Origin of the sequence: Methylobacterium sp. E-041, from assembly GCF_022829665.1 — a bacterium.
Lineage (GTDB): Bacteria > Pseudomonadota > Alphaproteobacteria > Rhizobiales > Beijerinckiaceae > Methylobacterium.
On record NZ_JAKSYQ010000196.1, the window covers coordinates 50,623 to 76,173 of the forward strand.

The 25,551-nt window shown below is 70.4% G+C and carries 29 protein-coding genes, 2 tRNA genes and 1 other RNA gene; 15 read left to right on the forward strand and 17 right to left on the reverse strand.

Going from position 1 to position 25,551, the window contains the following annotated elements; all coding sequences use genetic code 11:
* Positions 1-26: 26 nt before the first annotated feature.
* From MKK70_RS18865 to MKK70_RS18875, 3 genes are all read right to left on the reverse strand, one after another.
* Positions 27-263 (reverse strand): hypothetical protein, encoded by a 237-nt coding sequence (locus MKK70_RS18865; protein ID WP_147726758.1) that lies wholly within the window; start codon positions 261-263, stop codon positions 27-29.
* A gap of 219 nt (positions 264-482) precedes the next feature.
* Entirely contained in the window at positions 483-1,238 is a 756-nt protein-coding gene (locus MKK70_RS18870; RefSeq protein ID WP_243949326.1) for a CDP-diacylglycerol diphosphatase, read from the reverse strand.
* A 155-nt stretch (positions 1,239-1,393) separates the two neighbouring features.
* A tRNA-Met gene (locus MKK70_RS18875) sits at positions 1,394-1,470 on the reverse strand.
* Between the two features lie 215 nt (positions 1,471-1,685).
* On the opposite strand from MKK70_RS18875, the gene MKK70_RS18880 reads away from it, so the two are divergent.
* Positions 1,686-3,128: a protein adenylyltransferase SelO gene (locus tag MKK70_RS18880; RefSeq protein WP_243949327.1), complete on the forward strand. Its 1,443-nt coding sequence runs from the start codon at positions 1,686-1,688 to the stop codon at positions 3,126-3,128.
* A gap of 4 nt (positions 3,129-3,132) precedes the next feature.
* On the opposite strand, the gene MKK70_RS18885 is transcribed toward MKK70_RS18880, so the two are convergent.
* Positions 3,133-3,276, reverse strand: a complete 144-nt coding sequence (locus MKK70_RS18885; RefSeq protein WP_187274659.1) for a hypothetical protein — start codon at positions 3,274-3,276, stop codon at positions 3,133-3,135.
* A 56-nt stretch (positions 3,277-3,332) separates the two neighbouring features.
* On the opposite strand from MKK70_RS18885, the gene MKK70_RS18890 reads away from it, so the two are divergent.
* Both MKK70_RS18890 and MKK70_RS18895 read left to right on the forward strand, forming a co-directional pair.
* On the forward strand, positions 3,333-3,560 hold the full coding sequence (locus MKK70_RS18890) for a hypothetical protein (protein WP_147844422.1): 228 nt from the start codon (positions 3,333-3,335) through the stop codon (positions 3,558-3,560).
* Between the two features lie 4 nt (positions 3,561-3,564).
* Positions 3,565-3,921: a hypothetical protein gene (locus MKK70_RS18895; protein WP_147728010.1), complete on the forward strand. Its 357-nt coding sequence runs from the start codon at positions 3,565-3,567 to the stop codon at positions 3,919-3,921.
* Between the two features lie 53 nt (positions 3,922-3,974).
* Here MKK70_RS18895 and MKK70_RS18900 read toward each other — a convergent pair whose 3' ends face one another.
* Together MKK70_RS18900 and MKK70_RS18905 are read right to left on the reverse strand one after the other, a co-directional pair.
* Positions 3,975-4,340 carry a photosystem reaction center subunit H gene (locus MKK70_RS18900; protein ID WP_147728009.1) on the reverse strand — a complete coding sequence of 122 codons (366 nt, stop codon included), beginning with the start codon at positions 4,338-4,340 and terminating at the stop codon, positions 3,975-3,977.
* Positions 4,341-4,379: 39 nt separating this feature from the next.
* On the reverse strand, positions 4,380-4,805 hold the full coding sequence (locus MKK70_RS18905; protein ID WP_147728008.1) for a response regulator: 426 nt from the start codon (positions 4,803-4,805) through the stop codon (positions 4,380-4,382).
* Positions 4,806-5,012: 207 nt separating this feature from the next.
* Between MKK70_RS18905 and MKK70_RS18910 the strand changes: the two genes are divergently transcribed.
* The 4 genes from MKK70_RS18910 to MKK70_RS18925 all read left to right on the forward strand — a co-directional run bounded on the left by MKK70_RS18910 (position 5,013) and on the right by MKK70_RS18925 (position 8,715).
* Complete coding sequence (locus MKK70_RS18910; protein ID WP_243949329.1) at positions 5,013-5,687, forward strand: YoaK family protein; 675 nt, start codon at positions 5,013-5,015, stop codon at positions 5,685-5,687.
* A 49-nt stretch (positions 5,688-5,736) separates the two neighbouring features.
* Positions 5,737-6,738: a WD40 repeat domain-containing protein gene (locus MKK70_RS18915; RefSeq protein WP_147728007.1), complete on the forward strand. Its 1,002-nt coding sequence runs from the start codon at positions 5,737-5,739 to the stop codon at positions 6,736-6,738.
* 71 nt (positions 6,739-6,809) lie between these two features.
* A complete protein-coding gene (locus MKK70_RS18920) occupies positions 6,810-7,334 on the forward strand; it encodes a DUF2937 family protein (RefSeq protein ID WP_147842044.1) in 525 nt (174 codons plus the stop codon).
* Between the two features lie 136 nt (positions 7,335-7,470).
* The gene (locus MKK70_RS18925; RefSeq protein WP_147842045.1) at positions 7,471-8,715 is read left to right on the forward strand and encodes a peptide ABC transporter permease; all 1,245 of its coding nucleotides are present in this window, start codon (positions 7,471-7,473) and stop codon (positions 8,713-8,715) included.
* A 4-nt stretch (positions 8,716-8,719) separates the two neighbouring features.
* On the opposite strand, the gene MKK70_RS18930 is transcribed toward MKK70_RS18925, so the two are convergent.
* The 5 genes from MKK70_RS18930 to argC form a co-directional block, all read right to left on the reverse strand.
* A complete protein-coding gene (locus MKK70_RS18930; RefSeq protein ID WP_147727767.1) occupies positions 8,720-9,124 on the reverse strand; it encodes a metallopeptidase family protein in 405 nt (134 codons plus the stop codon).
* A complete protein-coding gene (locus MKK70_RS18935) occupies positions 9,121-9,834 on the reverse strand; it encodes a pyrimidine 5'-nucleotidase (protein WP_243949331.1) in 714 nt (237 codons plus the stop codon). The genes MKK70_RS18930 and MKK70_RS18935 overlap by 4 nt, the downstream gene beginning before the upstream one ends.
* Before the next feature lie 120 nt (positions 9,835-9,954).
* Positions 9,955-10,848: an acetylglutamate kinase gene (gene argB / locus MKK70_RS18940; RefSeq protein WP_147727765.1), complete on the reverse strand. Its 894-nt coding sequence runs from the start codon at positions 10,846-10,848 to the stop codon at positions 9,955-9,957.
* A 70-nt stretch (positions 10,849-10,918) separates the two neighbouring features.
* Positions 10,919-11,389, reverse strand: a complete 471-nt coding sequence (locus tag MKK70_RS18945; RefSeq protein ID WP_147858225.1) for a DUF1348 family protein — start codon at positions 11,387-11,389, stop codon at positions 10,919-10,921.
* A gap of 75 nt (positions 11,390-11,464) precedes the next feature.
* Positions 11,465-12,412: an N-acetyl-gamma-glutamyl-phosphate reductase gene (gene argC, locus MKK70_RS18950; protein ID WP_243949333.1), complete on the reverse strand. Its 948-nt coding sequence runs from the start codon at positions 12,410-12,412 to the stop codon at positions 11,465-11,467.
* A 177-nt stretch (positions 12,413-12,589) separates the two neighbouring features.
* Between argC and MKK70_RS18955 the strand changes: the two genes are divergently transcribed.
* Complete coding sequence (locus tag MKK70_RS18955; RefSeq protein ID WP_243932519.1) at positions 12,590-13,093, forward strand: hypothetical protein; 504 nt, start codon at positions 12,590-12,592, stop codon at positions 13,091-13,093.
* A 136-nt stretch (positions 13,094-13,229) separates the two neighbouring features.
* On the opposite strand, the gene rpsI is transcribed toward MKK70_RS18955, so the two are convergent.
* The 3 genes from rpsI to MKK70_RS18970 form a co-directional block, all read right to left on the reverse strand.
* Entirely contained in the window at positions 13,230-13,715 is a 486-nt protein-coding gene (gene rpsI / locus MKK70_RS18960; RefSeq protein ID WP_147842051.1) for a 30S ribosomal protein S9, read from the reverse strand.
* A gap of 1 nt (position 13,716) precedes the next feature.
* Entirely contained in the window at positions 13,717-14,178 is a 462-nt protein-coding gene (gene rplM, locus MKK70_RS18965; RefSeq protein ID WP_147750196.1) for a 50S ribosomal protein L13, read from the reverse strand.
* A 228-nt stretch (positions 14,179-14,406) separates the two neighbouring features.
* The gene (locus MKK70_RS18970) at positions 14,407-14,985 is read right to left on the reverse strand and encodes a CoA-binding protein (protein ID WP_243949335.1); all 579 of its coding nucleotides are present in this window, start codon (positions 14,983-14,985) and stop codon (positions 14,407-14,409) included.
* A gap of 246 nt (positions 14,986-15,231) precedes the next feature.
* Between MKK70_RS18970 and MKK70_RS18975 the strand changes: the two genes are divergently transcribed.
* Positions 15,232-16,653, forward strand: coding sequence for an alpha/beta hydrolase (locus tag MKK70_RS18975; RefSeq protein WP_243949337.1), 1,422 nt, complete (start codon positions 15,232-15,234; stop codon positions 16,651-16,653).
* A complete protein-coding gene (locus MKK70_RS18980) occupies positions 16,650-18,197 on the forward strand; it encodes a GMC family oxidoreductase (protein WP_243949339.1) in 1,548 nt (515 codons plus the stop codon). The genes MKK70_RS18975 and MKK70_RS18980 overlap by 4 nt, the downstream gene beginning before the upstream one ends.
* Before the next feature lie 53 nt (positions 18,198-18,250).
* Here MKK70_RS18980 and MKK70_RS18985 read toward each other — a convergent pair whose 3' ends face one another.
* A complete protein-coding gene (locus tag MKK70_RS18985; RefSeq protein ID WP_243932515.1) occupies positions 18,251-18,523 on the reverse strand; it encodes a DUF2312 domain-containing protein in 273 nt (90 codons plus the stop codon).
* Positions 18,524-18,616: 93 nt separating this feature from the next.
* Between MKK70_RS18985 and ssrA the strand changes: the two genes are divergently transcribed.
* Positions 18,617-18,988, forward strand: a transfer-messenger RNA (tmRNA) gene (gene ssrA / locus MKK70_RS18990).
* Between the two features lie 130 nt (positions 18,989-19,118).
* Here the strand turns inward: ssrA and MKK70_RS18995 are convergent.
* A complete protein-coding gene (locus MKK70_RS18995) occupies positions 19,119-19,307 on the reverse strand; it encodes a hypothetical protein (RefSeq protein WP_147842055.1) in 189 nt (62 codons plus the stop codon).
* Positions 19,308-19,485: 178 nt separating this feature from the next.
* On the opposite strand from MKK70_RS18995, the gene MKK70_RS19000 reads away from it, so the two are divergent.
* Positions 19,486-19,881 (forward strand): TIGR02300 family protein, encoded by a 396-nt coding sequence (locus tag MKK70_RS19000; RefSeq protein ID WP_147842056.1) that lies wholly within the window; start codon positions 19,486-19,488, stop codon positions 19,879-19,881.
* A 203-nt stretch (positions 19,882-20,084) separates the two neighbouring features.
* On the opposite strand, the gene MKK70_RS19005 is transcribed toward MKK70_RS19000, so the two are convergent.
* Positions 20,085-20,159: transfer RNA gene (locus MKK70_RS19005), tRNA-Val, on the reverse strand.
* Positions 20,160-20,393: 234 nt separating this feature from the next.
* Here MKK70_RS19005 and MKK70_RS19010 point away from each other — a divergent pair.
* From MKK70_RS19010 to MKK70_RS19020, 3 genes are all read left to right on the forward strand, one after another.
* Complete coding sequence (locus MKK70_RS19010) at positions 20,394-21,611, forward strand: hypothetical protein (protein ID WP_243949341.1); 1,218 nt, start codon at positions 20,394-20,396, stop codon at positions 21,609-21,611.
* A gap of 19 nt (positions 21,612-21,630) precedes the next feature.
* Positions 21,631-23,778: a glycosyltransferase family 2 protein gene (locus MKK70_RS19015; protein ID WP_243949364.1), complete on the forward strand. Its 2,148-nt coding sequence runs from the start codon at positions 21,631-21,633 to the stop codon at positions 23,776-23,778.
* 163 nt (positions 23,779-23,941) lie between these two features.
* Positions 23,942-25,270: a UDP-glucose dehydrogenase family protein gene (locus tag MKK70_RS19020; protein WP_243949343.1), complete on the forward strand. Its 1,329-nt coding sequence runs from the start codon at positions 23,942-23,944 to the stop codon at positions 25,268-25,270.
* The last annotated feature ends 281 nt before the right edge of the window (positions 25,271-25,551 follow it).

Here is a 25,551-nt window from a genome sequence, read left to right on the forward strand (position 1 = left end):
GGTCCGGCGTACGGCGGGCCGGCGGCTCAGGTGAGCCAGCGTTCGTCGATGTCGGTCGCGTTCCACGCCGCCATCGGCTGGCTGGCATCGCCCTCGGCGAACACGACCACGTCGTCGGGCCCGACATCGTGGACCGCGAACCAATCCCAGCGGCGGTGGATCACCCGGGGACCGCCGAAGATCCGGACGGCGTTCCAGTAGCGATCGTCCTTGAAGCCGACGTAGTGGACGCAGCGCGGCGATCGGTCCGACGTCTCAGGCATCCGGACGATCGAGCGGCAGGCCGCCTTGGACGTGGTGACGGCTGGCTTCGGGAAAGCGCATCGGTGGAGGATAAGCGCCGGGATCGCCTTGTCGAGGCAACCGGTTGTCGCGCGAAGGCGCTCGCGCGTGATGACGCTTCGCCTCGTCGGCCCCGATCCGGTTCGGCTCGACGGCACGGAGCGACCTGCGGATGACGGTCGACGCCGGCGGCACACGGCCTACGGCGTCGCGGCTCCGGTAGCCGCCCCGCAGGTGTGATCCATCAGGTCCTCGGCGCTCGCCCGCGGCGCCCGGTAGGCCAGCACGTAGTAGCCGGGATCCGGATCGCCGGCCGGGGTCGCGACCGCCGCGAGGCTGGTCTGCCGCAGGTCCCGACGCCCCGGCAGGCGGACGAGCGCCGCGAACGGGTTGAAGCGTTCCGCCTCGGCAGCCGTCACCCGCAGGGCGAGGTAGCGGTCGCCCGCGAGGGGAACTGGGAACGGCGCCCAGGTGGCGCGGATGCCGTGGCCGTGCGTCCGCAGGGCGGCCAGCACCCGCGGCTTGATGCAGTCGAGATGGATGTGGAGCTGGTCCTGGCTTCGGCCCCGGGCCGAGTTCACCGCGAGGCCGACCTCCTCCACCGGCACGCGGCCCTTCAGCGGGGCGGATGCGAAGCGCCGGGCCGCGAGGGCGGCGCGCCAGTAGGCGATCCCCCGCGCCCCGCGCAGTACCGGCGCCTCGAGCCCGGCGACCGTGTCCGTCGGCATCACGACGACGTGGGTCGGCTCGCCCGGCGCGCGCAGCACCGCCGTTCCAGGCCGGTCCTTGTCGCCGAGATCGACGTCGAGGCAGGGAAAGGTCCGGTCGGCGAGCCTCTTGGCGAGGACGCAGGTCTTCAGCGCCGCCCAGAGCACGTCCCGGCTCGGATCGCCGGCGGCGCGGGCGGCCGCCGGAAGCGCGGCGAGAACGATCGCGGTCGGCACGATCCAGCGCATGACGTCCCTCCCGGATCCCCGACGCGCCGTCCGCCCGAGGCGGCCGCGATCACCCCCGCCGCGTCGCATCGGCGATCGCGCTTTGCAGCACGGCTTCGGAGTGCCCTGCGGGCATGAAAAAACCCGCCACGTCGAGACTGGGCGGGTTCAAGAAATGGTAGCGGGAGAGGGACTCGAACCCCCGACACGAGGATTATGATTCCTCTGCTCTAACCAGCTGAGCTACCCCGCCCCAGCCCGCGGCCGTCTGCTCGGGCAGGCGGCCGGTTCGGAGATCGGCGGTATAGGGAACGGCGGCTTGCGGTGTCAACGCCCTGTTTCGGGATGGAGCCCGGGTTTTTTCGGGACCGGTTTGCGTCGCTTCCGCCGGGCCGCAACGGATCGGGCCGGGGCGGCTTATCGCACTGCGTGTCGTTCTAATGCCGGAACCCAGCGAGGGCCGTTTCCTTGTCAGACCTCCCATCCCACGCGGCGCGGCCCTCCCGCCGCCATGCCGACCTCGGCGGCGACTTCTTCGACGTGGTCGAGGCCGCGCGCTTTCCCGAGACCATCCTGCGCGTCCGCAACCAGCCCTGGGCCGCGCGCGTCGGCCTCGACGGGCTGTCGGACGCCGAGTGGATCGCGCGGTTCGGCCGGTTCGAGCCGCTGCCCGGCTCGTTCCCGGCGCCGCTGGCCCTGCGCTATCACGGCCATCAGTTCCGCTCGTACAACCCCGATCTCGGCGACGGGCGCGGCTTCCTCTTTGCGCAGCTGCACGACCTACGCGACGGGCGCCTGCTCGATCTCGCCACCAAGGGCAGCGGCACGACGCCGTGGTCGCGGGCCGGCGACGGGCGCCTGACCTTGAAGGGGGGCGTGCGCGAGGTGCTGGCCACCGCGCTCCTCGAAGCGCAGGGCGTGAACACCTCCAAGAGCTTCAGCCTGATCGAGACCGGCGAGGCTTTGGAGCGCGGCGACGAGCCCTCCCCCACCCGCTCGGCCGTGCTGGTGCGCCTGAGCCACGGCCACATCCGCATCGGCAGCTTCCAGCGCTTCCTGGCGCTCGACGAGCCGGGCAACGTCGCGCGGCTGCTCGATCACACGATCGCCACCCACATGCCCGATCTCTGGCGCGAGTCGGTGGCCGAGCGGGCCGTCGCGTTCCTCGGTGAGGTCACGCGGCGCGTCGCCCGGATGGGCGCGCAATGGGCGGCGGCCGGCTTCGTCCACGGCGTGCTCAACACCGACAACATCAACGTCACCGGCGAGAGCTTCGATTACGGCCCGTGGCGCTGGCTGCCGGCCTACGACCCGAACTTCACCGCGGCCTACTTCGACACGCAAGGGCTCTACAGCTTCGGCCGGCAGCCGGAGGCGCTGTACTGGAACCTCGCCCGGCTGGCGGATTGCCTGCTGACGCTGGCGCCGCAGGCGGATCTCAAAGCCGTCCTCAAGGGCTTCGGCCCGGCCCTGCAGGAGGGGTTCGCGGACGCGTTGCTCGCGCGGCTCGGGCTCGCTGAGGCGGGCGAGGAGGCGACCGATCGCCTGGTCGGGGCGTTCTGGCGCTTCCTGGCCGAGAGCGGCGCCCCGTTCGAGCAGACGTTCTTCGACTGGTACGGCGGGACGGCCAGCGCGGACCGTGCCGCGGCGAGCCCGTCCGCCGCGCTCTATGCCGGCGAGAGCTTCGCGCCGGTGCGCGCGGCCCTGCAGGGCATGGCGCCCGCCGCCGGGGCGAACCTCGCCCACCCCTACTTCGCGCAGGCGCGGCCGTGCACGCTGCTGATCGACGAGGTCGAGGCGCTCTGGGCGCCGATCGCGTCGTCCGACGACTGGTCGGCGCTCTCGGACAAGCTCGCGGCGATCGCGCGCATGGCGGAGGCCTACGGCACTGCGCCGCTGCCCGTCGGATAGGGGCTCAGCGCTCCTCCTCCTCGCGCCGGCGCGCCTCGGCATGCCCGGCGCGGATGCCGAGGTCGACCATCACGCGGGTGATGCGCAGGCCGAGCCAGAACAGCAGGGCGCAGACGGCGACCGCGGCGGCGATCTTGAGTGGGCTCACGGGCGAAGGTCTCGCGACGGTGGACGATGCGTCCGAGTTAGGGCAGAGGCACGGCGGTGCGCGAGACCTTTCACATCGAAGTCCTCGGCCCCGAGCCGGGCGACGTCCAGACGCGGATCTCGGTGCGCAGCGCCGGGCTCGAGGGCGCGCAGGAACGCGCCTTGCGCCTGTTCGCCCGCGCCCGCGTCCCGCAGCGTTCGGGCGGGCCGGCGGAGGCGGTCCGGGTGATCGACGGCGCCGGGCGCGAGGTGTTCTTCCGCAGCCGCTTCGACGAGCCGGGCTGAGGCCATGCGCAAGGCTCTCGTCGTCCTGGCGCTGCTGGTGCTGGTCCCGGCCCTGTTCGTGCGCAGCTACAGCCTGCCGCCGGCCCCCGACCGGCGCGGCGGCACCACGATCCAGCTGACGCTGCCGAACCGGCCGCTGTTCGGCAGCCCGCGGGCCGACTGCGTCGGCGCGCCCGAGGACGATCCCGTGATCGCCTGCCTGATCGCCTCGGTGAACCGATCGCGGACCGAGGGCGTCGTGCTGCTGTCGCTGCCGTTCTCGCCGACCGCCTACGGCTTGTCCGAGCGGGTCGCGCTCCTCGGCCGGGACGAGGCCGCCGGCAAGGCGCAGCTCGCCCGGATCGCGCGGTTCGGCTGGTAGAGGCGGACCGACCCGGGCTTCCCCATCATGTGGGCGTGATCATTTGGGCTTAGTCATTTGGGCTTGGCCGGCGCGGCCGGCTCCAAGGCGGGCTTGGGCTTGCGCGCCTCCTGCAGGTCCTCGGCCTTCTCCTCGTCGGTGTCGCCCTTCTCGATCGTCTTTTCCGGGTCGGCGGCCAGGGTCTTCACGATCTCCAGAACGCGCTCGCACTCGGTGACGTAGGAATAGGTTTCGAGCACGATCGCCGCGTCGCGCAGCGTGCGCAGGTCGCGCACCGTCTGCTTGTTGGCGGCTTCCTGCAGCTCGCTCTTCCGGGCGATCGTCTCCTCGATCTTGGCGCCCTTCACGTCGCAGGCGGCTTCGACCGGCGTGGCGAGGCCGGCGGCGAGCATCAGGAGGGCGGCGTGAGCGAGGCGCATGCGTCAGGGTTCCGGGCGTCGTGCGTCGAGGGATCGGGATCAGGCGTGGTGGGCGTGGCTGCGCAGGATGTCGTTCGTGAGCGCGACCAGCTGGCTCGGTCGATAGGGTTTCGGCACGAAGATCGATTCGGGGACGGCCTCGCCCTGCGAGAGGCAGGCGCGGCCGCCGGAGGTGTAGACCACCGGGAGCGAGGGGCAATGCGCCCGGGCGGCCCGCGCCAGCGTGATCCCGTTCGTGTTGCGGGCGAGATCGATATCGGTGAAGAGCAGATCGACGGTCTCCCGGGCGAGGATCGCCTCGGCTTCCCAGGCATCCGCGGCGGTCAGGACGCGGTAGCCCTCGTCGAGCAGCGCCTCCGCCGCCAGTTCGCAGACGAACGGCTCGTCCTCCACCACCAGGACGGTGGTGGGCGCGCGGTCGAGGTAGCTCGGCAGGCCGATGGCGGCGCAGGCGAAGGACATCATGACGCAACTCCAACTCACCCGGCGCGGAACGAAGGTCCCGCAGCCGGATCGCAAGACCAACGGGGCCCTGTGCTCCGGCGTTCGCCGTGATTGCATCGAATTGCCGAGGTTTGGTGAGCGAAGCCTTAACCCTGCCCGCCCGCCCCTGGACGAGGCGCTGGGAATGGTTAACCGAGTGTTGACGGAACGCGCACCGGATCGGGTTTCGTGAGCCGGTCCTGGCAGCTCGGCACCGGCCTCGTGCTGACGGCGCTCGCTGGATACGTCGACGCCCTCGGCTTCGTGCGCCTCGGCGGCCTCTACACCTCGTTCATGAGCGGCAACACCACGCAGCTCTCGGTCTTCCTCGGGCACGCCGACTTCGCGCACGTGGTGCTGCCGGCGGTCCTGATCGGCGGGTTCCTCGCCGGCGCGGTCCTCGGCAGCGGGCTGTCGATCCTGGTCCCCTTCCCCTGGGCGACGCCGGCGGTGCTCGGCTACGAGGCCTTGCTGATCCTGGCCGCCCTCGGCGTCGGCCTCGCGATCCCGGAGCTCGGCATCGCCTCGTTCTTCATGGCGGTGGCGATGGGCTCGCAGAACGCCGTGCTGGCGCAGGTGAAGGGGTTTCGCGCCGGCACCACCTTCGTCACCGGAGCGCTGTTCAGCCTCGGGCAGAAGATCGCGCAGGCGCTCACCCGCACCGGGCCGCCCTTCGGCTGGGTCGGGGACGGGGCGGTCTGGGCCGCCCTCCTGGTCGGCGCCCTCGCCGGCGCCGTGGCCTATGCCAGCCTCGACCTCTATGCCCTGGTGATCCCGGCGGCGATATCGGGCGTTCTCGCGCTGGTCGCCGCGATCTTCGCGCTCCGCCACCGCGCGATGATGTCCGAGCCGCCCGCCGCCTGATCCCGTTCCGCACCCGTCCTGTCCGCCTTCGTTCCGATCGAGTCGCCCGATGAGCAACACCTCGCTGACCACCCACGTCGCGCCGATCGAGGCGGGCGCCCACGTCGTCGCCGCGCACTTCGTGAAGGACGCGCTGCTGCTGGCGCTCGGCGACGGCACGATCGTCCTGAGCCGCGACGGCACCTCGAGCCGCCTCGCCGCCCATCCCGAGGCCGGCATCCTCGCTGCCGCCGGCGATGCTAACCGCCTCGTCACCGGCGGCGACGACGGGCGCGTCGTGGCGATCGGGGCCGACGGCACCCTGTCCGAGGTCGCCACCGCCAAGGGCGGCGCCTGGATCGATGCGCTGGCGCTGCACCCCGACGGGTCGGTCGCCTACGCCGCCGGGCGCAGCGTGGTCGCCCGCGACGCCAAGGGGCGCGAGCGGACCCTCACCGCCCCCTCCACCGCCCGCGGCCTCGCCTTCGCCCCGAAGGGCTACCGGCTCGCGGCGTCGCACTACAACGGCGTCTCGCTCTGGTACCCGAACCACGAGACCCCGGCCGAGATGGTCGAGTGGAAGGGCTCGCACATCGACGTGACGTGGTCGCCCGACGGGCGCTTCGTCGTCTCGACCATGCAGGAGAACGCGCTGCACGGCTGGCGCCTGCAGCCGGACCGCGGCCACATGCGGATGTCGGGCTACCCGGCCAAGGTGCGCTCGGTGTCGTGGTCGTCGGACGGGCACTGGCTCGCCACCAGCGGCGCGGAGGCCGCGATCGTCTGGCCGTTCGATTCGAAGGAGGGCCCGACCGGCAAGGCCCCGCGGGAGTGCGGGGTGCGCCCGGCCCGCGTCTCGCGCGTCGCGTTCCACCCCAAGGCCCTGGTGCTGGCGATGGGCTACGAGGACGGCTGCATCCTGCTCGTGCGCTTCACCGACGCCTCGGAGCTGCTGGTCCGCCCGGCGGTGAAGGGCAGCGCGATCTCGGCGCTCGCCTGGGACGCGAAGGGCGGGCGGCTGGCCTTCGGATGCGTCGACGGCGCGGCGGGCCTGCTGACCCTGCCGGCCTGAATCCGACCGGGTTCTGGAACTGCCGCCGTCGCCGTGCTCTTCTGCAACGACCATTTCGACGAGGCGATGCCGTGTTCCGTGTCTTCCGCACCCTCGGTCTGGCGCTCGGCCTCCTCGGCGGCGGGCTGGCGGCGCAGGGCCCCGAATTCGCCCAGCAATACGCCCAGCGCCTCGGCGGCGCCCTCGACGAGCTGAAGCGCGAGATCGCGACGCTCGATTCCGACGCCAAGGCCACCGGCAACACCCGCGACGGGGCGGTCGACCGGCTTCGCACCAACCCCGACACCCTGGTCGCGCGGCGGGGCGAGGCGGCGCGCTACGACATCGAGCGGCTCGCCCGGCTTTCGGCGCAGCAGCAGGCGCTGGCCTCGGCCACGAGCCCGCTCGGGCGGCTCGCCGCCGTGATCCGCGACCCGGACGTGCCGCTCGCCCGCGCCACCTACCAGGATTACGACCCGGCGCTGCCGACCACGACGGACGGGGTGGTGGCCGGGCTGCTCGGGTTCCTCGCCGCCTGGGGCGGCTGGCGCGTGCTGTCCGACGTCGGTCGCCGCGTGGTCCGCCGCCGGCCGCGGACGGAAGTCACGACCGCCTGAGGCGGGCGACGTCGGCGCCCCTGTGTGGCCGGGCGTCTACAGCCCCTAGCGCGCGGCTTGCTTAAGCGGGAAGGCAAGGACGGGCGCGGCCGGGTTTCCCGGGCACGTCGCCGTCACGCTGGTTTCGAGTCGCACCATGGCGCGCCCATCCACCCAAACGATCGACCCGGCGCTCGATGCGGCCGCGCTCCTGCGCCGCGTCGGGTTCTTCGGGCTGTTCGTGATCGTGCCGGTGGTGGCGCAGGTGGCGCGCCGCGCCACGGTGATCCTCGCCCCGATCGCGGTCGCGCTGCTGATCATCGCCAGCGCCATCGACGGGCGCCAGCGCCCGCTGCTGTCGGGCAGCGCCCGGCTGCTGCGCGCGCCGGCCTTCCTCGCCGGCCTGCTCGTGCTGGTGTGGATGGCGCTGTCGCTGGTCTGGACGCCGTTCCCCGGCGCCGCCTCCGAGCGCTTCGCCAACCTCGTCGCGACGATCCTGCTGACCCTCGCCGGCTACATGGCGCTGCCGGACCGGATGCGCTCGGCCAACCTCTACCTGCTGCCGCTCGGCGTCACCGCGGCGGCGATCGTCGCCATCGTGCTCGGCCTGTTCGGCGACACCCTGATGCGCGGCGTGCCCGACGACGACAACGCGCTCGACCGCGGCCTCACCCTCCTGGCCTTGCTGCTCTGGCCCTCGGTGGCGTGGCTGCGCTCGCGCCGGCGCGACCGCGAGGCGCTGGGCCTCGCCGTGGTGGTCGCCGTGGCGCTGGCGGTCTCGCCGAACGTCGGGCAGATCGCGGCGCTGGCGATCGGCGCCCTCGCCTTCGCCGTGACGAGCTTCCGGCCGCGCCTCGGCGTCGGCCTCACCGCGGGCCTAGCCGCCGGCCTGCTCGCCGTGGCGCCGCTGCTGCCGTTCCTGGCGCGACCGATCGGCGCCGCCCTGTTCGGGCCGCTCAGCCCCGGCGTGCTGACGCTGAAGAGCTGGCAGCGGATCGTGACCACCGAGCCGGTCCGGCTGATCACCGGCCACGGCTTCGAGACGGCGCTGCGCGGCCGGGTCTTCGGGTTGATCCCGGTGAACGCCCCGAGCACGGCGCTGTTCGCCATGTGGTACGAGCTCGGCGTCGTCGGGGCGCTCGCCGCCGCCTTCGCCCTCTACGCTTCGATTCGCCGGGCGGGCCGCGACGTGCCGCTGCTGGTTCCCGGGGCGATGGCGGGCTTCGCCGCCGCCTTCACCATCGCCTGCATCGGCGTCGGGCTCACGGTGGTGTGGTGGCTGACGACGCTCGCCATCACCATCCTGGTCTTCGTCGCGATCGAGCGCGGCCAGTTCCGCACGCGGCGCCCGAAGGTCAGCCGCCTGAAGCTGCCGACGCCGGGCGAGCCGCCGCGCGCCTGACGGGTCAGAGGTCGGCCGCCGCCTCGATGCCGGCCATGTCGGCGTCCGAGAGCCCGACATGGTGGCCGATCTCGTGGATCAGCACGTGGGCGACGAGGTGGCCGAGCGTCTCGTCGTGCTCGGCCCAGTAATCCAGCAGGGGCCGGCGATAGAGCCAGACGGTGTTCGGCATCTGGCCCGTCACGGTCTCGCCCGCCTGGGCCAGCCCGATGCCGCGGAACAGGCCGAGCAGGTCGAACTCCGAGTCGCAAGCCATTTCTGTCAGCGTGTCGTCGTCGGGAAAATCGTCGACGACGATGCGGACGTCCTTCGCCAGCGCCCGGAATTCCGCCGGCAGCGCGGCGAAGGCCGCCTGCGCCAGATCCTCGATCTCGGCGAGGCTCGGCGCCTTGGCGGCGGCGAGGCTCACGCGGCGTCCTTCGCCACCGGGAGGACGCAGCTGCGCAGGAAGCCGGCGAGGTCGTTGGTGATGTGGTCGATATGCGCCCCCCGCACTGCCTCCTGCTCGAACGCCTCGCGGTAGGGGTCGATCGCGGCCGGAACCACGAGGACGGTGGCCATCCCCATCTGGTGGGGCACCGCGAGGTTGCGGGCGATGTCCTCGAACAGGGCCGCCCGCGTCGGGTCGACCCGATGCTGCGCGAGGAAACGCTCGTAGGTCGCGCGCTCGGGCTTGGGCACGAAGTCGGCGGCGGCGATGTCGAACACGTCCTCGAAATGGTCGAGGATGCCGAGGCTCTTCGCGACGTTCTCGGCGTGCCTGCGCGAGCCGTTCGTGAGGATCAGCTTGCGCCCGGGCAGCCGCTCGATCGCGTCGCCCAGAGCCGGGTCGAGCCGGATCGTCGCGTGGTCGATGTCGTGGGCGAAGTCGAGGAAGGCGTGCGGGTCGACGTTCTCCTCGACCATCAGCGCCTTCAGCGTCGTGCCGTAGCGGTGGTAGAAATACTTCTGCAGCGCACGCGCCGAGAGCCCGTCGAGGCCGTAGAGCTGCATCACGAACAGCGTGATGCGCTCGTCCACCTGCGGCCACACCATGGCGTCGCTCGGGTAGAGGGTGTTGTCGAGGTCGAACACCCAGGTGTCGACGGCCTCGAAGCCGCGCGCATCCGGGGCCGTCACGTGGCTCTCGCCGGGTATGGTTCTGTTCGAGATGTCCGGTCTCCGAAAATGACCGCGGGGCGCGATGCGGTCGCCCGGGCCGAAGCACGACCCGGGCGCTTTCGATGGTGCGTTCGTCCGTCAGCTTCGGCGGATCAGGGTGCCGGCGCCGTAATCGGTGAAGAGCTCGAGTAGCACCGCGTGGTTGACCTTGCCGTCGAGGATGACGACCGCCTCGACGCCCTGGTCGATCGCGTAGATGCAGGTCTCGATCTTCGGGATCATGCCGCCGGTGATAGTGCCGTCGGCGATGAGCCGCCGGCAATCCTCGACCGTCAGCTCCGGGATCAGGTTCTTGTCCTTGTCGAGCACCCCCGGCACGTCGGTGAGCAGCAGCAGGCGCTTGGCCCGCAGCGCGCCGGCGATGGCGCCGGAGAAGGTGTCGGCGTTGACGTTGTAGGTCTTGCCGTCGGCACCGTACGCCACCGGCGCCAGGACCGGGATCAGCTCGGCCTTCAACACCGCGTCGAGGACGCCGCGCTCGACATGCTCGGGCTCGCCGACGAGGCCGAGGTCCACCGTCTGCATCTCCCGGCTCTCGGGGTCCATCACGGTCTTCGACGCCCGCTTGGCGCGGACCATGTTCCCGTCCTTGCCGCACAGGCCGATCGCCCGGCCGCCCTCGGCCGAGATCCAGCCGACGATCTGCTTGTTGATCGACCCGGCCAAAACCATCTCGACCACCTCGACGGTGGCCTCGTCGGTGACGCGAAGGCCGCCGCGGAACTCGGATTGGATGCCGAGCCGGTCGAGCATCCGGCCGATCTGCGGGCCGCCGCCGTGGACGACGATCGGCTTCACGCCCGACTGCTCGAGCAGCACGATGTCCTCGGCGAAGTCCTCGGCCGCCGAAGCGTCGCCCATGGCATGCCCGCCATACTTGATGACCACGATCTCTTGGTCGTAGCGCTGCATGTGGGGCAGCGCCTGGGCCAGGACTTCGGCACGGACGTGCACGTTGGGCAGTTCGGTCATCGGCATCCTTTCGCGCCGGCATCGCGACGCGCGGGCTTCTACAGGAACGCGGGCGAACCGCGAAACGCGGTCACAGGCCGAGGTCGCTCAGGCCCGGATGGTCGGCCGGGCGCGGTCCTTGCGGCCAGTGGAACTTGCGCTCGGACGCGTCGATCGCGACGTCGTTGATGCTGGCCTCGCGGCGGCGCATCAGGCCCGTTTCGGTGAATTCCCACTGCTCGTTGCCGTGCGAGCGGAACCACTGCCCGGACGCGTCGTGCCATTCGTAGGCGAAGCGCGCCGCGATCCGGTTCTCGTGGAAGGCCCAGACCTCCTTGATCAGGCGGTACTCGCGCTCGCGCTCCCACTTGCGCGTCAGGAACGCGACGATCGCCGGCCGCCCGGTCAGGAACTCGGAACGGTTCCGCCACCAGCTGTCGGGGGTGTAGGCGAGCGACACCCGCTCGGGATCGCGGGTGTTCCAGGCATCCTCGGCGCCGCGCGCCTTCTTCGCCGCGGACAAGGCGTCGAACGGCGGCAGCGGTGGGCGCGTCTCGGTCATGCTGGAACGGTCTCCTGTTGCGGATGCCCGATTGTTCGCGGGCCGTCGGGCCACGTCAATGCGCCGGATGGCGGCTCAGGCGCCGAGCCCGAGCATCAGGCCGATGTTCTGCACCGCCGCCCCGGAGGCGCCCTTGCCGAGGTTGTCGAGGCGCGCGACCAGCACCGCCTGACGGTGCTCGGCCGAGCCGAACACCCGCAGCTCGAGGCGGTCGGTGTCGTTCAACGCCTCCGGCTCGATCTGCTCCTTGTGCGCGCCGGTGGTGGCGCCGATCACCACCTGCACCAGCGCCTGCCCCGCGTACCAGCGTGCGAGCGCGTTCTCGAGATCGCCGGCGGACGGACGGCCCGGCAACGCGTCGAGATGGAGCGGGATCGAGACCAGCATGCCCTGCCGGAACGCGCCGACGGACGGGATGAAGATCGGCCGGGCGGTGAGCCGGGAATAGGCCTGCGTCTCCGGCAGGTGCTTGTGCGCGAAGCCGAGGCCGTAGAGCAGGAACGGGGCCGCGGAGCCGGCCTCGTAGGCCTCGATCATGCTCTTGCCGCCGCCGCTGTAGCCGCTGACCGCGTTGATGCTGACGGGGAAGTCGGACGGGATCAGGCCGCCCTCGACCAGGGGCCGCAGCAGCGCGATCGCGCCGGTGGGATAGCAGCCGGGGTTGGCGACCCGGCGCGCGGCGGCGATCGCCTCCGCCTGCCCCGGGGCCATCTCGGCGAAGCCGTAGGTCCAGCCTGCCGCGACGCGGTGGGCGGTGCTGGCATCGAGCACGCGAGGGCCGCCGCCGGGCAGCGCGTCGCAGAGCGCCACCGTCTCGCGGGCGGCGTCGTCCGGCAGGCAGAGCACCACGAGGTCGACCTCGGCGAGCAGCGCCCGCTTCACGCCGGCATCCTTGCGGTCGGCATGCGCGATGCTGCGCAGGGTCACCTTGCCGTCGCGCTCCAGGCGCTCGCGGATGCCGAGCCCGGTGGTGCCGGCCTCGCCGTCGATGAACACCGTCGGCTTGTGGTTCTCGCCCGCCATCGTCGTCGCACCCTCGAATCCGGCCGCCGCCGGGGCGTCGCGTCGCCGTGCGGGAGGTGGCCGGTGCGTGCCGGCCTGTCAATGCCGGGCGTCATCAACAGGCCATCGCATCACCGCCGGAACGGGGCCGGCGTGCTCTCGTTGTTGGCAAAATCCACGACGACGGGTGATCGAGCGATGTCCGAGACCGCGAAGAAGACCGACCCCAAGCTTTGGGAGAAGACCAAGGACAAGGTCACGAAGAGCGACAAGGGCGGAAAGGCCGGTCAATGGTCGGCCCGCAAGGCTCAGCTCGCGACCCAGGAATACAAGAAGGCCGGCGGCGGCTATGCCGGCAAGAAGACCGACGACAATCATCTCAAGCAGTGGACCGACGAGGCGTGGGACACGAAGTCCGGCAAGGAGAGCGGCAAGACCGGGGAACGCTACCTGCCGAAGAAGGCGCGCGAGGCGGTCTCCGACGAGCAGTACGACCGCTCGACCGAGAAGAAGCGCAGCGACACGGCCAAGGGCAAGCAGTTCTCGAAGCAGCCGAAGGACGTGGCGAAGAAGGCCGCCGCGGCGCGCAAGTCCGCCTCCGGCGAGACCAAGGCCGACCTGATGAAGAAGGCCAAGGCGCAGAAGGTCGCCGGGCGCTCGAAGATGTCCAAGGCCGAGCTGGAGAAGGCCGTCCACGCCTGAAACGGAGTGGTTCGACGGCCTACTCCATCGGACGCCCTTCGAAGCGCCGCGCGATAAGCGAGCCGGCGGTTCGACCAAACCAAGAAAAAAGGCGGCTCCGCGAGGAGCCGCCTTTTCCTTTGTCCGACCGGGCCGATCAGCGCTTCGAGAACTGGAAGCTGCGGCGGGCCTTCTTGCGGCCGTACTTCTTGCGCTCGACCACGCGGCTGTCGCGGGTGAGGAAGCCCTCGCGCTTCAGCGGCGCGCGCAGCTCCGGCTCGTAGTAGGTCAGCGCCTTCGAGAGGCCGTGGCGCACCGCGCCGGCTTGGCCCGAGAGGCCGCCGCCGGCGACCGTAACGGTGATGTCGTACTGGTCGACGCGGTTGGCCACCGTGAGCGGCTGGCGCAGGATCATCCGCAGGACGGGGCGGGCGAAGTACACCTCGACCGCGCGCTTGTTGATGACGACCTTGCCGGTGCCGGGGCGGATCCAGACGCGGGCGACCGCGTCCTTGCGCTTGCCGGTGGCGTAGGCGCGGCCCTGGGCGTCGAGCTTCTGGACGTGGACGGGGGCGGCGTGCTCGTTGTCGAGGCCGCCGGCGTTCGACCGGTTGAGGTCGGAGAGGGACTGAAGCGTCGCCATCTTAAGCGCTCACGTTCTTGCGGTTGAGGACGCCGACGTCGAACGTCTGCGGCTGCTGGGCCTCGTGCGGGTGGCTGGTGCCCTTGTAGACCCGGAGGTTGCCCATGATCTGGCGGAACAGCGGGCCGCGGGGCAGCATGCGCTCGACGGCCTTCTCCACGACGCGCTCGGGGAAGCGCCCTTCGAGGATGAACTTGGCCGACCGCTCCTTGATGCCGCCGGGGAAGCCGGTGTGGTGGTAGTACACCTTCTGGACGTATTTGCGCCCGGTGAACTTCACCTTGTCGGCGTTGATGACGATGACGTTGTCGCCGCAATCGACGTGAGGGGTGTAGGCGGGCTTGTGCTTGCCGCGCAGACGCAGGGCGATGATCGAAGCCAGACGGCCGACGACGAGGCCCTCCGCGTCGATCACGATCCACTTCTTGTCGACGTCGGCGGGCTTCAGCGAAAAGGTTTTCATAAGCCGAATTCCGTTGGCGCTCGGTGGTGTATCGAAAAACGAGCCGCCGCCGCGTCGGGGGACGCGGCGGCGTTGGGCGCTGGATAGACGGGCCGAGGGTCGAGGTCAAGCCGTTTCACGGGCGCGCATCGTCCGAAAAGCGAAGTTCTGGAAGGGGTTCGGCCTGGTGGTATTAGGATACCGCAAGGAGGGAACCGGTGCTGTTACGCCGGCTGCGGACGCAGCGTTTCAATCCGTTCCGCCGCCGCGCGGGGCGATGGTGAACTTCTGCACGCCCTTGGCCGCGAGCACCGGCTTCTTCGCGCTGATGATCCGCGAGTTGACGCCGGTCCAGCCGATCTCGCCGGACAGGCGGCCGTACTCGATCTTCGGGCAGCGGTTCATGATCACGGTGACGCCGCGCGCCTCGGCGCGGGCGGCGGCCGCGTCGTCGCGCACGCCGAGCTGCATCCAGATCGTCTTCGGCCGCGGGTCCAGGGCCAAGGCCTCGTCGACGAGGCCGCCGGCGGCGGCGGAGTTGCGGAAGATCTCGACCATGTCGATCGGTTCGCCGATCTCGGCGATGGACGCGGCCACCGGGCGCCCGAGCAGCGTCTGCCCGGCGAGCCCCGGATTGACCGGCGTCACCGCGTAGCCGCGATCGAGCAGGTACTTCAGCACGATCCAGCTCGGACGCGCCGGATTGGCCGAGGCGCCGACCAGGGCGATGGTGCGCGTCGCCCGCAGCGTGGCGCGGATATGCGCGTCGGCGTAGCGGTCGTGGCGGGTGGCGAGGCCGTCGGGAACCTGGTCGAGGGTCGGGATCATCGGGCTTGGCTTCTTCTTCGGATCGCAGCCCGCTCTGCTTACGGCTGCGCGCGGATCGGGTCGACCCGGTGCACGGTCTCGGGTCGTTCCGGCGGTCGGCCCCCCGGGTGTCGGCCATCGCCGCGCCGGCGGCGGCGGGCCCCGCGCCACGGGTCCACGTCGCGCGGGGCATCGCGCGCCGCATTCGGCACCAAGCGCGGCAATTAGGTCGCTTGATTGCCGGGCGTCCCGCGCAACTTTGCTGGCATGAGCCCGAACGTCCCGTCCGCCCCCTCCCCGCCGCCGACCTTGTTCTGCCTGCACTTCCTCGGCGGCAGCGCACGGGAATGGGCGCAGGTCGCCGATCGCCTCGGCGCCGCGGTCGCGTGCGTCCCGATCGACCTCCCCGGCTTCGGCGACGCCGCCGACGTGCCGGGCTACGACGTCGCGGCGATGGCCGATCACGTCGCGGGCAAGATCCGTGCGGCGGCCCCGGCGCGCTGGCTGATCGCCGGGCACAGCATGGGTGCCAAGGTGGCGCTCGCGCTGGCCCGCCGTGCCGAGGACGGCGAGGCGGGGCTGGACGGTCTCTCCGGCCTCGTGCTGCTCGCGGGATCGCCGCCGAGCCCCGAGCCGATGGAAGAGGCGCGCCGCGAGACGATGATCGCCTGGATCGGAGCCGACGCGGCGACCCGGCAGGCGGAAGCTCAGGTCTTCATCGAGAGCAACGTCGGCTCTCCCCTCCCCGCCGAACGCGCCGAAGCCGCGGTCGCCGACGTGCTGCGCGCCGCGCCGGCGGCCTGGCGGGCCTGGCTCAGCGATGGAAGCCGCGAAGATTGGTGCGAGCGCATCGGCATCCTGCGCACCCCGGCCCTGATCCTCGCCGGGGGCGAGGACGGCGACCTCGGGCCGGAGGCGCAGGCCGCGCTAATGGCGCCGCATCTCGGTTCATCGCGCCGTGTCACCCTCGACGGCGCCGGCCATCTGCTGCCGATCGAGCGGCCGGACGCGGTCGCCGACCTGATCCGCGCCCATGCGGCCGCACCCGACACGACGTTTGCCGAGACGCCTGTGATCGACGCGGCGTATGCGAGACTCATCGCGTCGGACCGGGTCAACAGCCGCCTGCGCGACGCCTTGCGCGCGCGGGCCGAGCCCGAAGATCCCAGCTATCGACCGCGGGCCCTCGACGCGATCGAGCTCGCGATCCTGCGCGCCCTCGTCGCCCGCGTCCTGCCGCAGGCCGCCGGGATCGACCTCGCCGCCCGCATCGACGCGCGGCTCGCGAGCGGCCAGGGCGACGGCTGGCGGTTCTCCGCCCTGCCGCCGGACGCATCGGCCTACAAGACCGCGCTTCGCAGCCTCGATGCCGCGGCGGGCGCCGACGGTCGGCGCTTCCTCGCCCTCGACGGCGCGGCGCAGGACGACCTGCTCCGGGCGATCGAGAAGGGCGTCCTGCCGGGCGGATCGGCGCTCGGCTTCGCGCCGGAGCAGCTGACCGTCTGGTTCGAGGACTTGCGCGCCGACGTGGTGCGCACCTGGCTCGCCCATCCGGCGGCGCTCGCCTGGATCGGGTTCTCCGGCATCGGTGCGGGCGGCGACGGTGCGCGGCCGGTGGGCTTCACCAAGATCGGATTGGGCGAGCGCGAGGGCTGGGAGCCCGTCGCGCAGGGTGGGGACGGACGATGAACCTCGATTCCATGACGCGCTACGCGACCGACGAGGTCGTCGATGCGGTGGTGATCGGCACCGGTGCCGGCGGCGCGCCGCTGATGGCGCGCCTCGCCGCCGCCGGATCGCGCGTGGTCGCCCTCGAGGCTGGCCCGAACTTCGACCCCAAGGGCTTCGCCTTCGACGAGACGCTCGCTGACGAGATCTACTGGACCGACGAGCGCCTGAGCGGCGGCTCGACCCCGGAAGCCTTCGGCGGCAACAACAGCGGCACGGGCGTCGGCGGCTCGACCCTGCACTGGGGCGCGTTCTGCCCGCGCGCCGACCAGCGCGATTTGATGATCCGCACCGAGACCGGCGAGGGCGTCGACTGGCCGGTGAGCTACGACGAGCTGCTGCCGTTCTACGAGCGCGTCGAGGCCTTCATCGGCGTCTCCGGCCCGCAGAGCTATCCGTGGGACGCGAGCCGTCGCTACCCCCTCGCGCCGGTGCCCCGCAATGCGTCGGCTCAGATCATGGCGCAGGCCTGCGAGGGTGCGGGCATCCGCGCGACCGATGCGCCTGCGGCCGTGGTCTCCCGCGACTTCGCGCAGGAGGGCGGGGGCCTGCGCCCGGCCTGCATCAATTGCGGCTACTGCCACCAGGGCTGCCGCAACGGCGCCAAGACCAGCATGGACGTGACCTACCTTCCCCTGGCGGTGGCCCACGGCGCCGAGATCCGGTCCGAGGCGCGGGCCCACGGGTTCGAGCGCGATCGCGACGGCCGGATCACCGCGGTGGTCTACCGGCAGGGTGGCGTCGACCGCCGCCAGCGTTGCGCGCAGGTGTTCCTCTGCGCCGGCTCGGTCGAGACCCCGCGGCTGCTGCTGCATACGGGGCTGGCCAACGGCAGCGGGCAGGTCGGGCGCAACTACATGGGTCACGTCGCGACCCAGGTCTGGGGCACGTTCGACGCCGAGACGCGGCCCAACCGGGGCTATCCGTCATCGCTGATCACCGAGGACATGATCCGGCCGAAGGACGCCGACTTCGCCGGCGGCTACCTCGTCCAGAGCCTCGGCGTCGCGCCGCTGACCTTCGCCAACTCGGTGGCCCGCGGCCGCAAGCTCTGGGGCAAGGCGCTCGGCGACTACCTGGCGGACTACAACCACGTCGCCGGCATCGGCATCAACGGCGAGACCCTGCCGTGCGATGCCAACCGGCTGACGCTCTCCGACGAGACCGACGCCCTGGGCATGGGCAAGGCGACGATCGATTTCGGCTACGGCCACAACGAGGAGCGGCTGAACGCCCACGCGACGAAGCTGATGATCGACCTGTGGACGCGGGCCGGCGCCCGCGACATCTGGGCGCTCGACCGGGTCGCCCACACCATCGGCACCTGCCGCATGGGGCATGACGGCGACAACGCGGTCGTGGACCCGTTCGGGAAATCCTTCGAGGTCCCGAACCTGTGGATCTGCGACGGCTCCACCTTCCCGAGCTCGCTCGCGGCGAACCCGGCCCTGACCATCATGGCTCTCAGCCTGCGCAGTGCCGAGAAGGTGCTGAGCGGGGCCTGATCCGACGGGGCGCGCCGGCGGCGGGCCCCGTCGGAGCGACCGATCGCGCGACGTCAGGCTGCCATCGCCTCGGGCTTCGGGGCGGGAGCGTCCATGGCCCGCATGTAGACGTCGAGCAGCGTCTCGTGCTCGTCGCGCGCATCCTGGTCGAGCTTGCGCAGGCGGATGATCTCCTTGAGGATCTTCACGTCGAGGCCCTCACCCTTGGCCTCGGCGAAGATCTCCTTCTTCGCCTCCATCAGCGCCTTGATCTCCTCGTCGACCTGCTCGACCCGCTCGATGATGGAGCGGATGCGGTCGCCGGCGATCCCAATCGTGTCGGTCATCCAAGAACCTCTGTTCGCGAGAAGCCACGGCCGGCTCGTCGCGCATCGGGGTGAGCGAACGGTTAAGGCGAGACCGCACGCCGCCGCACGAGGGATCTGGATTTTCGGCCGGGGACCGGCTATATCAGGGGTGCGGTTGATGACCGGTTCGTAATAACGTTTCAGGACCCGGAGGGCAGTACTCCGGCGCCTCCACCACGAACGCAGCGGGCGACGCCTGACGGAGCTGCGTTTCTGATGGGGGCGAAATAGGTTCGACTGGGCGGTAAAGGGATCGCGAGTTCAGCTTCACTCCGGTGAGGTACGATGCGACTGTCGGTAGGGACTCGACCGGTTCGACGCGGGCAACCCCCGTTTCGGGCACCTGACCAAATCCTAAATGCCAACGATAACGTTGTCATGGATGCCCGCCTCGCGGCGTAAGCATCTTGCGGTAGGGTAACCGTCGAAACAGAACCCGGGGCTTCGGCCCTGGGACCCACCTTTTCCTTCTCGTCGGCGTTCGCGTGCTCGATGCGCCAGGCCACCTGGCCCGGCATGTGCGCTCGCAGCCCCGCCGTCTCGAGAAACGGCGGGGCCGAGCGCTGCGAAGCCCTCAGCGCTTCTTGTTGGCGTTGTGGTGCCCGACGGCGCAGCCCGCGGCCGCACCCATCTTGCCGTGGCCGGCCATATGGCCTGCGACGCCGCCGACGATGGCACCCTTGATGCAGCCCTTGGCCTCGGCCGGTGCGGATTGGGCGAGCGCGCCGAGGGCGAGCAGGCCGGCGAGGATGGCGATCTTCATGAGCGTTGGTCTCCTTGGATGTGGAGACCGAACGAGCGGGACGCCGACAGCGTTCCGGACTGCTTTTTTCCGGTCTTCGATGCAGGGCCGCCATGCGCGCATCGAGCGACATGAATTGACACCGCGCGAAAACCCGCGACATCACGGGGCTTGATCGCACTGACACAGGAAGGCGCACGTGGCTCGTCCCGAACTCGGTACCAAACGGATTTGCCCGACGACCGGCAGGAAGTTCTACGACCTCGGTCGTGATCCGGTGGTTTCCCCCTATTCCGGCGAGGTCGTCCCGACCGCCGCCCTCACCCCCTTCGCCAGCCGGTCCGCGCCGATCGCCGCCCGCAAGGATCCGGTCGCCGACGACGACGAGGCCGATGCCGCCGGTCCGGAACTGGTCTCCCTCGACGAGGTCGAGGCCGAGGAGACCGAGAAGGATACCGACACGGACACCGAGGGCGACGACGTCATCGAGCCGGATGCCGACGGCGAAACCGCCGACGACGACACCCTCGTGGTCGACGACGAGGACGACGACACCACCGATCTCGTCGACGTCGAGGAAGACGACGACGATTGAGCGTTCGCGACGGGTCGGGTCGGCTCGATCCCCGCGATAGGATCCGGCTCGATGCACCCCCGGTGCGTCGAGCCGATCGCATGTCGGGATGAGCGATCGTCGGCGTCCTCCTAGGAACGTGTCCGAAACGACGCCTCGGCCAAGAAAAAAGGGCCCCCTGCGGAGCCCTCGCTTCGTTCGTCGATCATTCCACGAAAGCGGAATGGTGGGCGCGACAGGGATCGAACCTGTGACCCCTTCCATGTCAAGGAAGTGCTCTCCCGCTGAGCTACGCGCCCTCGCCGAAGCCGTTTCGCTTCGGTGTAGGGGGCCTATAGCCTCCGCCGTGGGGCGGCGCAAGCCGCAGCGCGCCGCGAAGTTCGTTCCCATAGTCGGCAAGCCCAAATGCCAGGCGGCCACTGCTCGAGGCGAGCGCCCTGTATACCGAGCGCGAAAAGCGCTCCGTGGAGCGTGCCCGGAAGGACGGATTTCATCTCGGGCGTCGAGCGAAGTGCTCGCCGAGGCCGCCGCCGGTGCTTGGCGCCAGGAAAACAAGGGTGAGCGCTTTCGGGCGATTACTCCGGGCCCGGATGAACCGGCGCTGCACGGGCGTGCGAAAATGCGCTATGGCCCGATTTCGGTGGGCCTGGATCGGCGCGCCGGACTGGGGCCCGGACTGGGCGCGGCAGCGATGCGACATGCGGTTCTACATTGACTTCGATACGCAGCACTGCATCCGCGGATGGATCGTTCCTGACAATCCGCTGGCGATCAGCCGGGTCGTCGTGTCCGTCGACGGCCTGCGCCTGACCGATGTGCCCGCGAGCATCGTCCACGACCCGTTTCGCCAGAACGGATGGCATTCCACCGGGCAATGCGTATTCGAGCTGAACGACGCCGTGGTGCCGGGTCTCTCGGAGATGCCCCGCCTCAACCTGTACGATGCCGACACCAACGTGCTCGTGCACCGGCGCATCCCAGATGAAGACCTCGTCGACCGCCGTGTGATGCTGATCAACACCGGCATCCATCCGGAGGTCGCGATCCAGAACGCGCTGTTCCCGTATTTCCGGAGTTCCTACTTCAATCTCCACCGACTCTCCGACGAGATCCTATCGAGCATTTTTGGAAACCCGCTGCCGACCTCGCAACTTCTGTCCGGCGCGGTCGTCGTGCCGCGCTACGAGCAGTATTTCCCCCCCGACCGGATGCTCTCGGCGATCCTGGTGCAGGATCCCTATGTTGAGATGGCGACGAGGATGCTGTGGCTCAAGGAACGGGCGGATGCGGCGGCCAAGGACGCGGAGGGCTGGCGCATCGGGCGCTACGCCGAGGCGTCGCTGTTTGCCGGGGGCTACGACTACACCGACGTGAAAAGCCTCAAGCGCTTCTTCCGCATGCTGCCCCAGCCTGCCTACCACCTGCTCTACAACCCGCTGTCGCGCCAGCTCGGTACTCGCCTGCCCGACGACCGGGTGCATCCGGGCAACTCCATCGTCGCGATCGAGATCCTCGCTCGCGTCGGCATCGTCGGACACCGGACCTATTTCGACGCCTTCGCCTCCACCCTTCTCGACCGGCTCGGCCTCGCGGGCACGGTGCCGGTCCCGGTTCCGACGCCGGTTCCGGCCGAAGCCCTGGCGCTCGCCGAACGCCTGCGCGGCGTGCGGGCCGTCGATGACATGCTGGTGTTCGACGTCGCGATGTCCGACGCCGTGCTGATGTCGTTGGCAAAGTACTGGACCGAATGACGTGAGCAAGGTCGAGGCGATACTTACCAGCGGCCGCCGTTCCCCGCAGCGCTTGAGTGTGGCCCACGACGCGAACGGGCTGCGCATCGACCTCTCTGGGCTCGACCTCGCGGGAACTTGGGTCACCATCACCCTGACCGACGATCCAGGGGCGGCCCGCGACGCGCGCATGCTGATGAGCGTGCTCGTGGCCGAGGAAGGCCGCGCCAGCACGCCGCTGGCCGACGAGCCCCTCGGTGGCGGCGTGTTTGCCTGGACCGGCCAGTTGCCGGCTGCCGCGCGCGCTCTGCGGATCGCTGCGCTGGCTGGCGGGCGGGCGCCTACGCCGAGCCGCATCGCCATCCACCGCCGGGGTCGGCTGCCATTGATCGCCCGTGCCCTATTCCGTTCGCCCGAGCTCACCTTCTGGGCGGTGTACTGGCGGAGCGTCGGCAAGCGGGTGCGCGGGCGCAGCTTCCTTGACCGGGCCCTGCGCTACCGCACCGAGAGCGGCTACCCAGCCTGGATTCGCCGCCGCGCCACCTTGAGCCCGGCCGACCGCCGCCGCATCCGCGCCGAGATCCTCGCCTGGGACGATCCACCCCTGATCTCGGTGGCAATGCCGGTGCACGATCCGTCGCCGCGGGTGCTGCGCGCTGCGCTCCGCTCGGTCTGCGACCAGCTCTACCCGCATTGGGAGCTGTGCATCGTCGACGACGCCTCGACCGACCCGGCGATCCCGGCTTTGCTCGCCCGGCAGGCCGCCGCGGACCCACGCATCAAGGTCAAGCGCCGCTCCGAGAACGGGCACATCGCCCGAGCGACAAACGATGCGATTGCGATGGCCGCAGGAACCTTCACCGCCTTCCTCGACCACGACGATGCGCTGCCCGTTGAGGCGCTCTACGAGGTCGCGCGGGTGATCCGCGCCGACCCCCGCCTCGTGCTGATCTACAGCGACGAGGACAAGATCGATGCGGGCGGACGCCGCTTCGAGCCGCACTTCAAGCCGGATTTCGACCGCGAGCTCCTGTACGGGCAGAACTACGTCAACCACCTCACGGTGATCCGCACGGAAGCGCTCCGGGCCGTCGGCGGCCTGCGTCCGGGGTTCGAGGGCAGCCAGGACCACGATCTGCTGCTGCGCCTCACCGATGGCCTCGATCCCTCCCGCATCCGCCATATTCCCGCGGTGCTGTATCATTGGCGTGCGGCGACCGGCTCGGGAACGTTCTCGGATCGGTCCCTCGCTCAGGCCGAGGCCGCGCGCCTGAGCGCGCTCGCCGAGATCGTCGCTCCCTGGGGGGCACGGGCCGAACGCGGACCATTGGGCTTCAACCGCCTCGTCCGGCCGATGCCGACGCCGCCACCCCGCGTCTCGGTGATTATTCCGACGCGGGACCGGGCGGAGCTCCTGAGCGTCACCTTGGACGGCCTGTTCACGGGTACCGACTATCCCGACATCGAAATCGTCGTGATTGACAACGACAGCCGCGAGCCGGAGACGGCCGCGCTGTTTTCCGCCTACGCTCGTGAGCCGCGCCTGCGCATGCTGCCGGCGCCGGGGGCCTTCAACTTCTCCGACCTATCGAACCGCGGCGCCGCTGCGGCGACCGGCCCCGTGCTGCTGTTCCTCAACAACGACGTCGAGGTGATCGAGCCGGGCTGGATGCGCGAACTCGTGGCGACCGCCCTCGATCCCACGGTCGGCGCGGTCGGCGCGAAGCTGCTCTATCCGGACGGGACGGTGCAGCATGGCGGCGTGGTTCTCGGCATCGGCGGCGTCGCAAGCCATTCGCATCACGGGGTCGCTGACGAAGATCCCGGCTATTTCGGACGCATGGTCCAGGCGCGCGAGGTCTCGGCGGTGACCGGAGCCTGCCTCGCCATGCGAGCGGAGGTGTTCCGGGCGGTCGGCGGGTTCGATGCCGAGCGCCTGAAGGTGGCGTTTAACGACGTGGATCTGTGCCTGCGCATCCGGGCGGCCGGCTATCGAATCGTGTGGACGCCGTTTTCCAGGCTCGTCCACCACGAGTCGAAGAGCCGTGGGCGCGAAGACACGCCCGAGAAGCGCGCGCGCTTCGAAGGCGAGGCGAACACCATGCTGGAGCGCTGGGGCGCAGAACTGAAGGCCGACCCCTATTACAACGTCAACCTTTCGCGCAATTCGGCACATTACCGCCTTTAACCGCCGGCTCGGCGCGTGTAGCGCCGCCTTGCGCAAAGAAACGACGCACTTCCGTGACCTTGGCGGGCGCGGTCGCCGGACCGGGGGTATTCGACGCGCGACGGTTTCCCGATTATGGTGCGCCGCGAAATGAGCGCGTGTCCGAGCCGACGACGGAGGTTGCATGCGAATCGTCATGGTCGGGTCGGGGTATGTCGGCCTCGTCTCCGGGACCTGCTTTGCCGATTTCGGGCACGAGGTGGTGTGCCTGGACAAGGACCCGGCCAAGATCGAGGCGCTGCGCGCCGGTCGCATGCCGATCTACGAGCCGGGCCTCGAGGCGCTGGTCGCCGAGAACGTGCGCAGCGGCCGGCTCGGCTTCGGGCTGGACCTCGCTGCGGCGGTGGCCGAGGCGGATGCGGTGTTCATCGCGGTCGGCACGCCGTCGCGCCGCGGCGACGGGTTCGCCGACCTGAGCTACGTCTACGCGGCCGCCCGCGAGATCGCCGCCGCGCTCACCGGCTACACGGTGATCGTCACCAAATCGACGGTGCCGGTCGGCACCGGCGACGAGGTCGAGCGCATCATCCGCGAGGCGCGGCCCGATGCCGCCTTCGGGGTCGTGTCCAACCCCGAGTTCCTGCGCGAGGGAGCGGCGATCGACGACTTCAAGCGGCCCGACCGCATCGTCATCGGCACCGACGACGCGCGCGCCGAAGGCGTGATGCGCGAGGTCTACCGGCCACTCTACCTCAACGCCGCGCCGATCCTGGTCACCGGACGGCGCACGGCCGAGCTGACCAAGTACGCCGCCAACGCGTTCCTGGCCACTAAGATCACCTTCATCAACGAGATCGCCGACCTGTGCGAGCGGGTCGGTGCCGACGTGCAGGAGGTCGCCCGCGGGATCGGCCTCGACAACCGCATCGGCGCGAAGTTCCTGCATGCCGGGCCGGGCTACGGTGGCTCGTGCTTCCCCAAGGACACGCTGGCGCTGGTGAAGACCGCGCAGGACGCTGGCACGCCGATGCGGATCGTCGAGACCGTGGTCGCGGTCAACGACCAGAGGAAGCGCGCGATGGCGCGCAAGGTGATCCAGGCCTGCGGTGGCTCGGTGCGGGGCAAGACGATCGCGCTGCTCGGCCTCACCTTCAAGCCGAACACCGACGACATGCGCGATGCGCCCTCGCTCGCCATCGTCGCGGGGTTGCAGGATGCCGGCGCCACCGTGCGCGCCTACGATCCCGAGGGGATGGAACAGGCCCGCCCGCTCCTGCCCGACATCGCCTACGCCGAGGATCCCTATTCCTGCGCGGAGGGCGCCGACGCCCTGGTGCTGGTGACCGAGTGGAACGCGTTCCGGGCGCTCGATCTCGAACGCCTGCGCACCACCATGGCCGAGCCGATCCTCGTCGACCTTCGCAACGTCTATCGCGTGCAGGACGTCGAGCGCCTCGGCTTCCGCTACGCCGGCGTGGGGCGTGCGTCCGATCGCCGAGCGCGGCTGGATTGAGCCGGCAATCCGCGTCCCGCGATGGCGATCGCATCGCCGACCTGGGGACAGGCGGCACGTCGTTGCGACGTGCGGCAATGATGCAGCGCTCTCAACACAAATTCACCCGGTTTCATCGGCTCAGATGCGGGGTGATATCAGTGTGCGGCAAAGCTTAGGTTGATGAACGTTCGCCACAGCCGACCGCAAATCGGCCACTTCGATGCCGTCGTCCCTTCCTCAGGTTGGACAGCGATTTAGCGCCATACTAAGCATCGGCCCGGGGGCTGTCTTGCCGGCGA

What these genes read in the sequence shown, in the direction of transcription:
- MKK70_RS18955 (WP_243932519.1), top strand. Translation starts at nt 12,590, where the DNA reads ATGTCCGAGACCGCGAAGAAGACCGACCCCAAGCTTTGGGAGAAGACC.
- MKK70_RS18980 (WP_243949339.1), top strand. Translation starts at nt 16,650, where the DNA reads ATGAACCTCGATTCCATGACGCGCTACGCGACCGACGAGGTCGTCGAT.
- MKK70_RS18970 (WP_243949335.1), bottom strand. Translation starts at nt 14,985, where the DNA reads ATGATCCCGACCCTCGACCAGGTTCCCGACGGCCTCGCCACCCGCCAC.
- MKK70_RS18925 (WP_147842045.1), top strand. Translation starts at nt 7,471, where the DNA reads ATGGCGCGCCCATCCACCCAAACGATCGACCCGGCGCTCGATGCGGCC.
- MKK70_RS18900 (WP_147728009.1), bottom strand. Translation starts at nt 4,340, where the DNA reads ATGCGCCTCGCTCACGCCGCCCTCCTGATGCTCGCCGCCGGCCTCGCC.
- MKK70_RS18975 (WP_243949337.1), top strand. Translation starts at nt 15,232, where the DNA reads ATGAGCCCGAACGTCCCGTCCGCCCCCTCCCCGCCGCCGACCTTGTTC.
- MKK70_RS18905 (WP_147728008.1), bottom strand. Translation starts at nt 4,805, where the DNA reads ATGATGTCCTTCGCCTGCGCCGCCATCGGCCTGCCGAGCTACCTCGAC.
- MKK70_RS19020 (WP_243949343.1), top strand. Translation starts at nt 23,942, where the DNA reads ATGCGAATCGTCATGGTCGGGTCGGGGTATGTCGGCCTCGTCTCCGGG.
- argB (WP_147727765.1), bottom strand. Translation starts at nt 10,848, where the DNA reads ATGACCGAACTGCCCAACGTGCACGTCCGTGCCGAAGTCCTGGCCCAG.
- rpsI (WP_147842051.1), bottom strand. Translation starts at nt 13,715, where the DNA reads ATGGCGACGCTTCAGTCCCTCTCCGACCTCAACCGGTCGAACGCCGGC.
- MKK70_RS18945 (WP_147858225.1), bottom strand. Translation starts at nt 11,389, where the DNA reads ATGACCGAGACGCGCCCACCGCTGCCGCCGTTCGACGCCTTGTCCGCG.
- MKK70_RS18895 (WP_147728010.1), top strand. Translation starts at nt 3,565, where the DNA reads ATGCGCAAGGCTCTCGTCGTCCTGGCGCTGCTGGTGCTGGTCCCGGCC.
- MKK70_RS18865 (WP_147726758.1), bottom strand. Translation starts at nt 263, where the DNA reads ATGCCTGAGACGTCGGACCGATCGCCGCGCTGCGTCCACTACGTCGGC.
- argC (WP_243949333.1), bottom strand. Translation starts at nt 12,412, where the DNA reads ATGGCGGGCGAGAACCACAAGCCGACGGTGTTCATCGACGGCGAGGCC.
- rplM (WP_147750196.1), bottom strand. Translation starts at nt 14,178, where the DNA reads ATGAAAACCTTTTCGCTGAAGCCCGCCGACGTCGACAAGAAGTGGATC.
- MKK70_RS18995 (WP_147842055.1), bottom strand. Translation starts at nt 19,307, where the DNA reads ATGAAGATCGCCATCCTCGCCGGCCTGCTCGCCCTCGGCGCGCTCGCC.
- MKK70_RS18985 (WP_243932515.1), bottom strand. Translation starts at nt 18,523, where the DNA reads ATGACCGACACGATTGGGATCGCCGGCGACCGCATCCGCTCCATCATC.
- MKK70_RS18870 (WP_243949326.1), bottom strand. Translation starts at nt 1,238, where the DNA reads ATGCGCTGGATCGTGCCGACCGCGATCGTTCTCGCCGCGCTTCCGGCG.
- MKK70_RS18915 (WP_147728007.1), top strand. Translation starts at nt 5,737, where the DNA reads ATGAGCAACACCTCGCTGACCACCCACGTCGCGCCGATCGAGGCGGGC.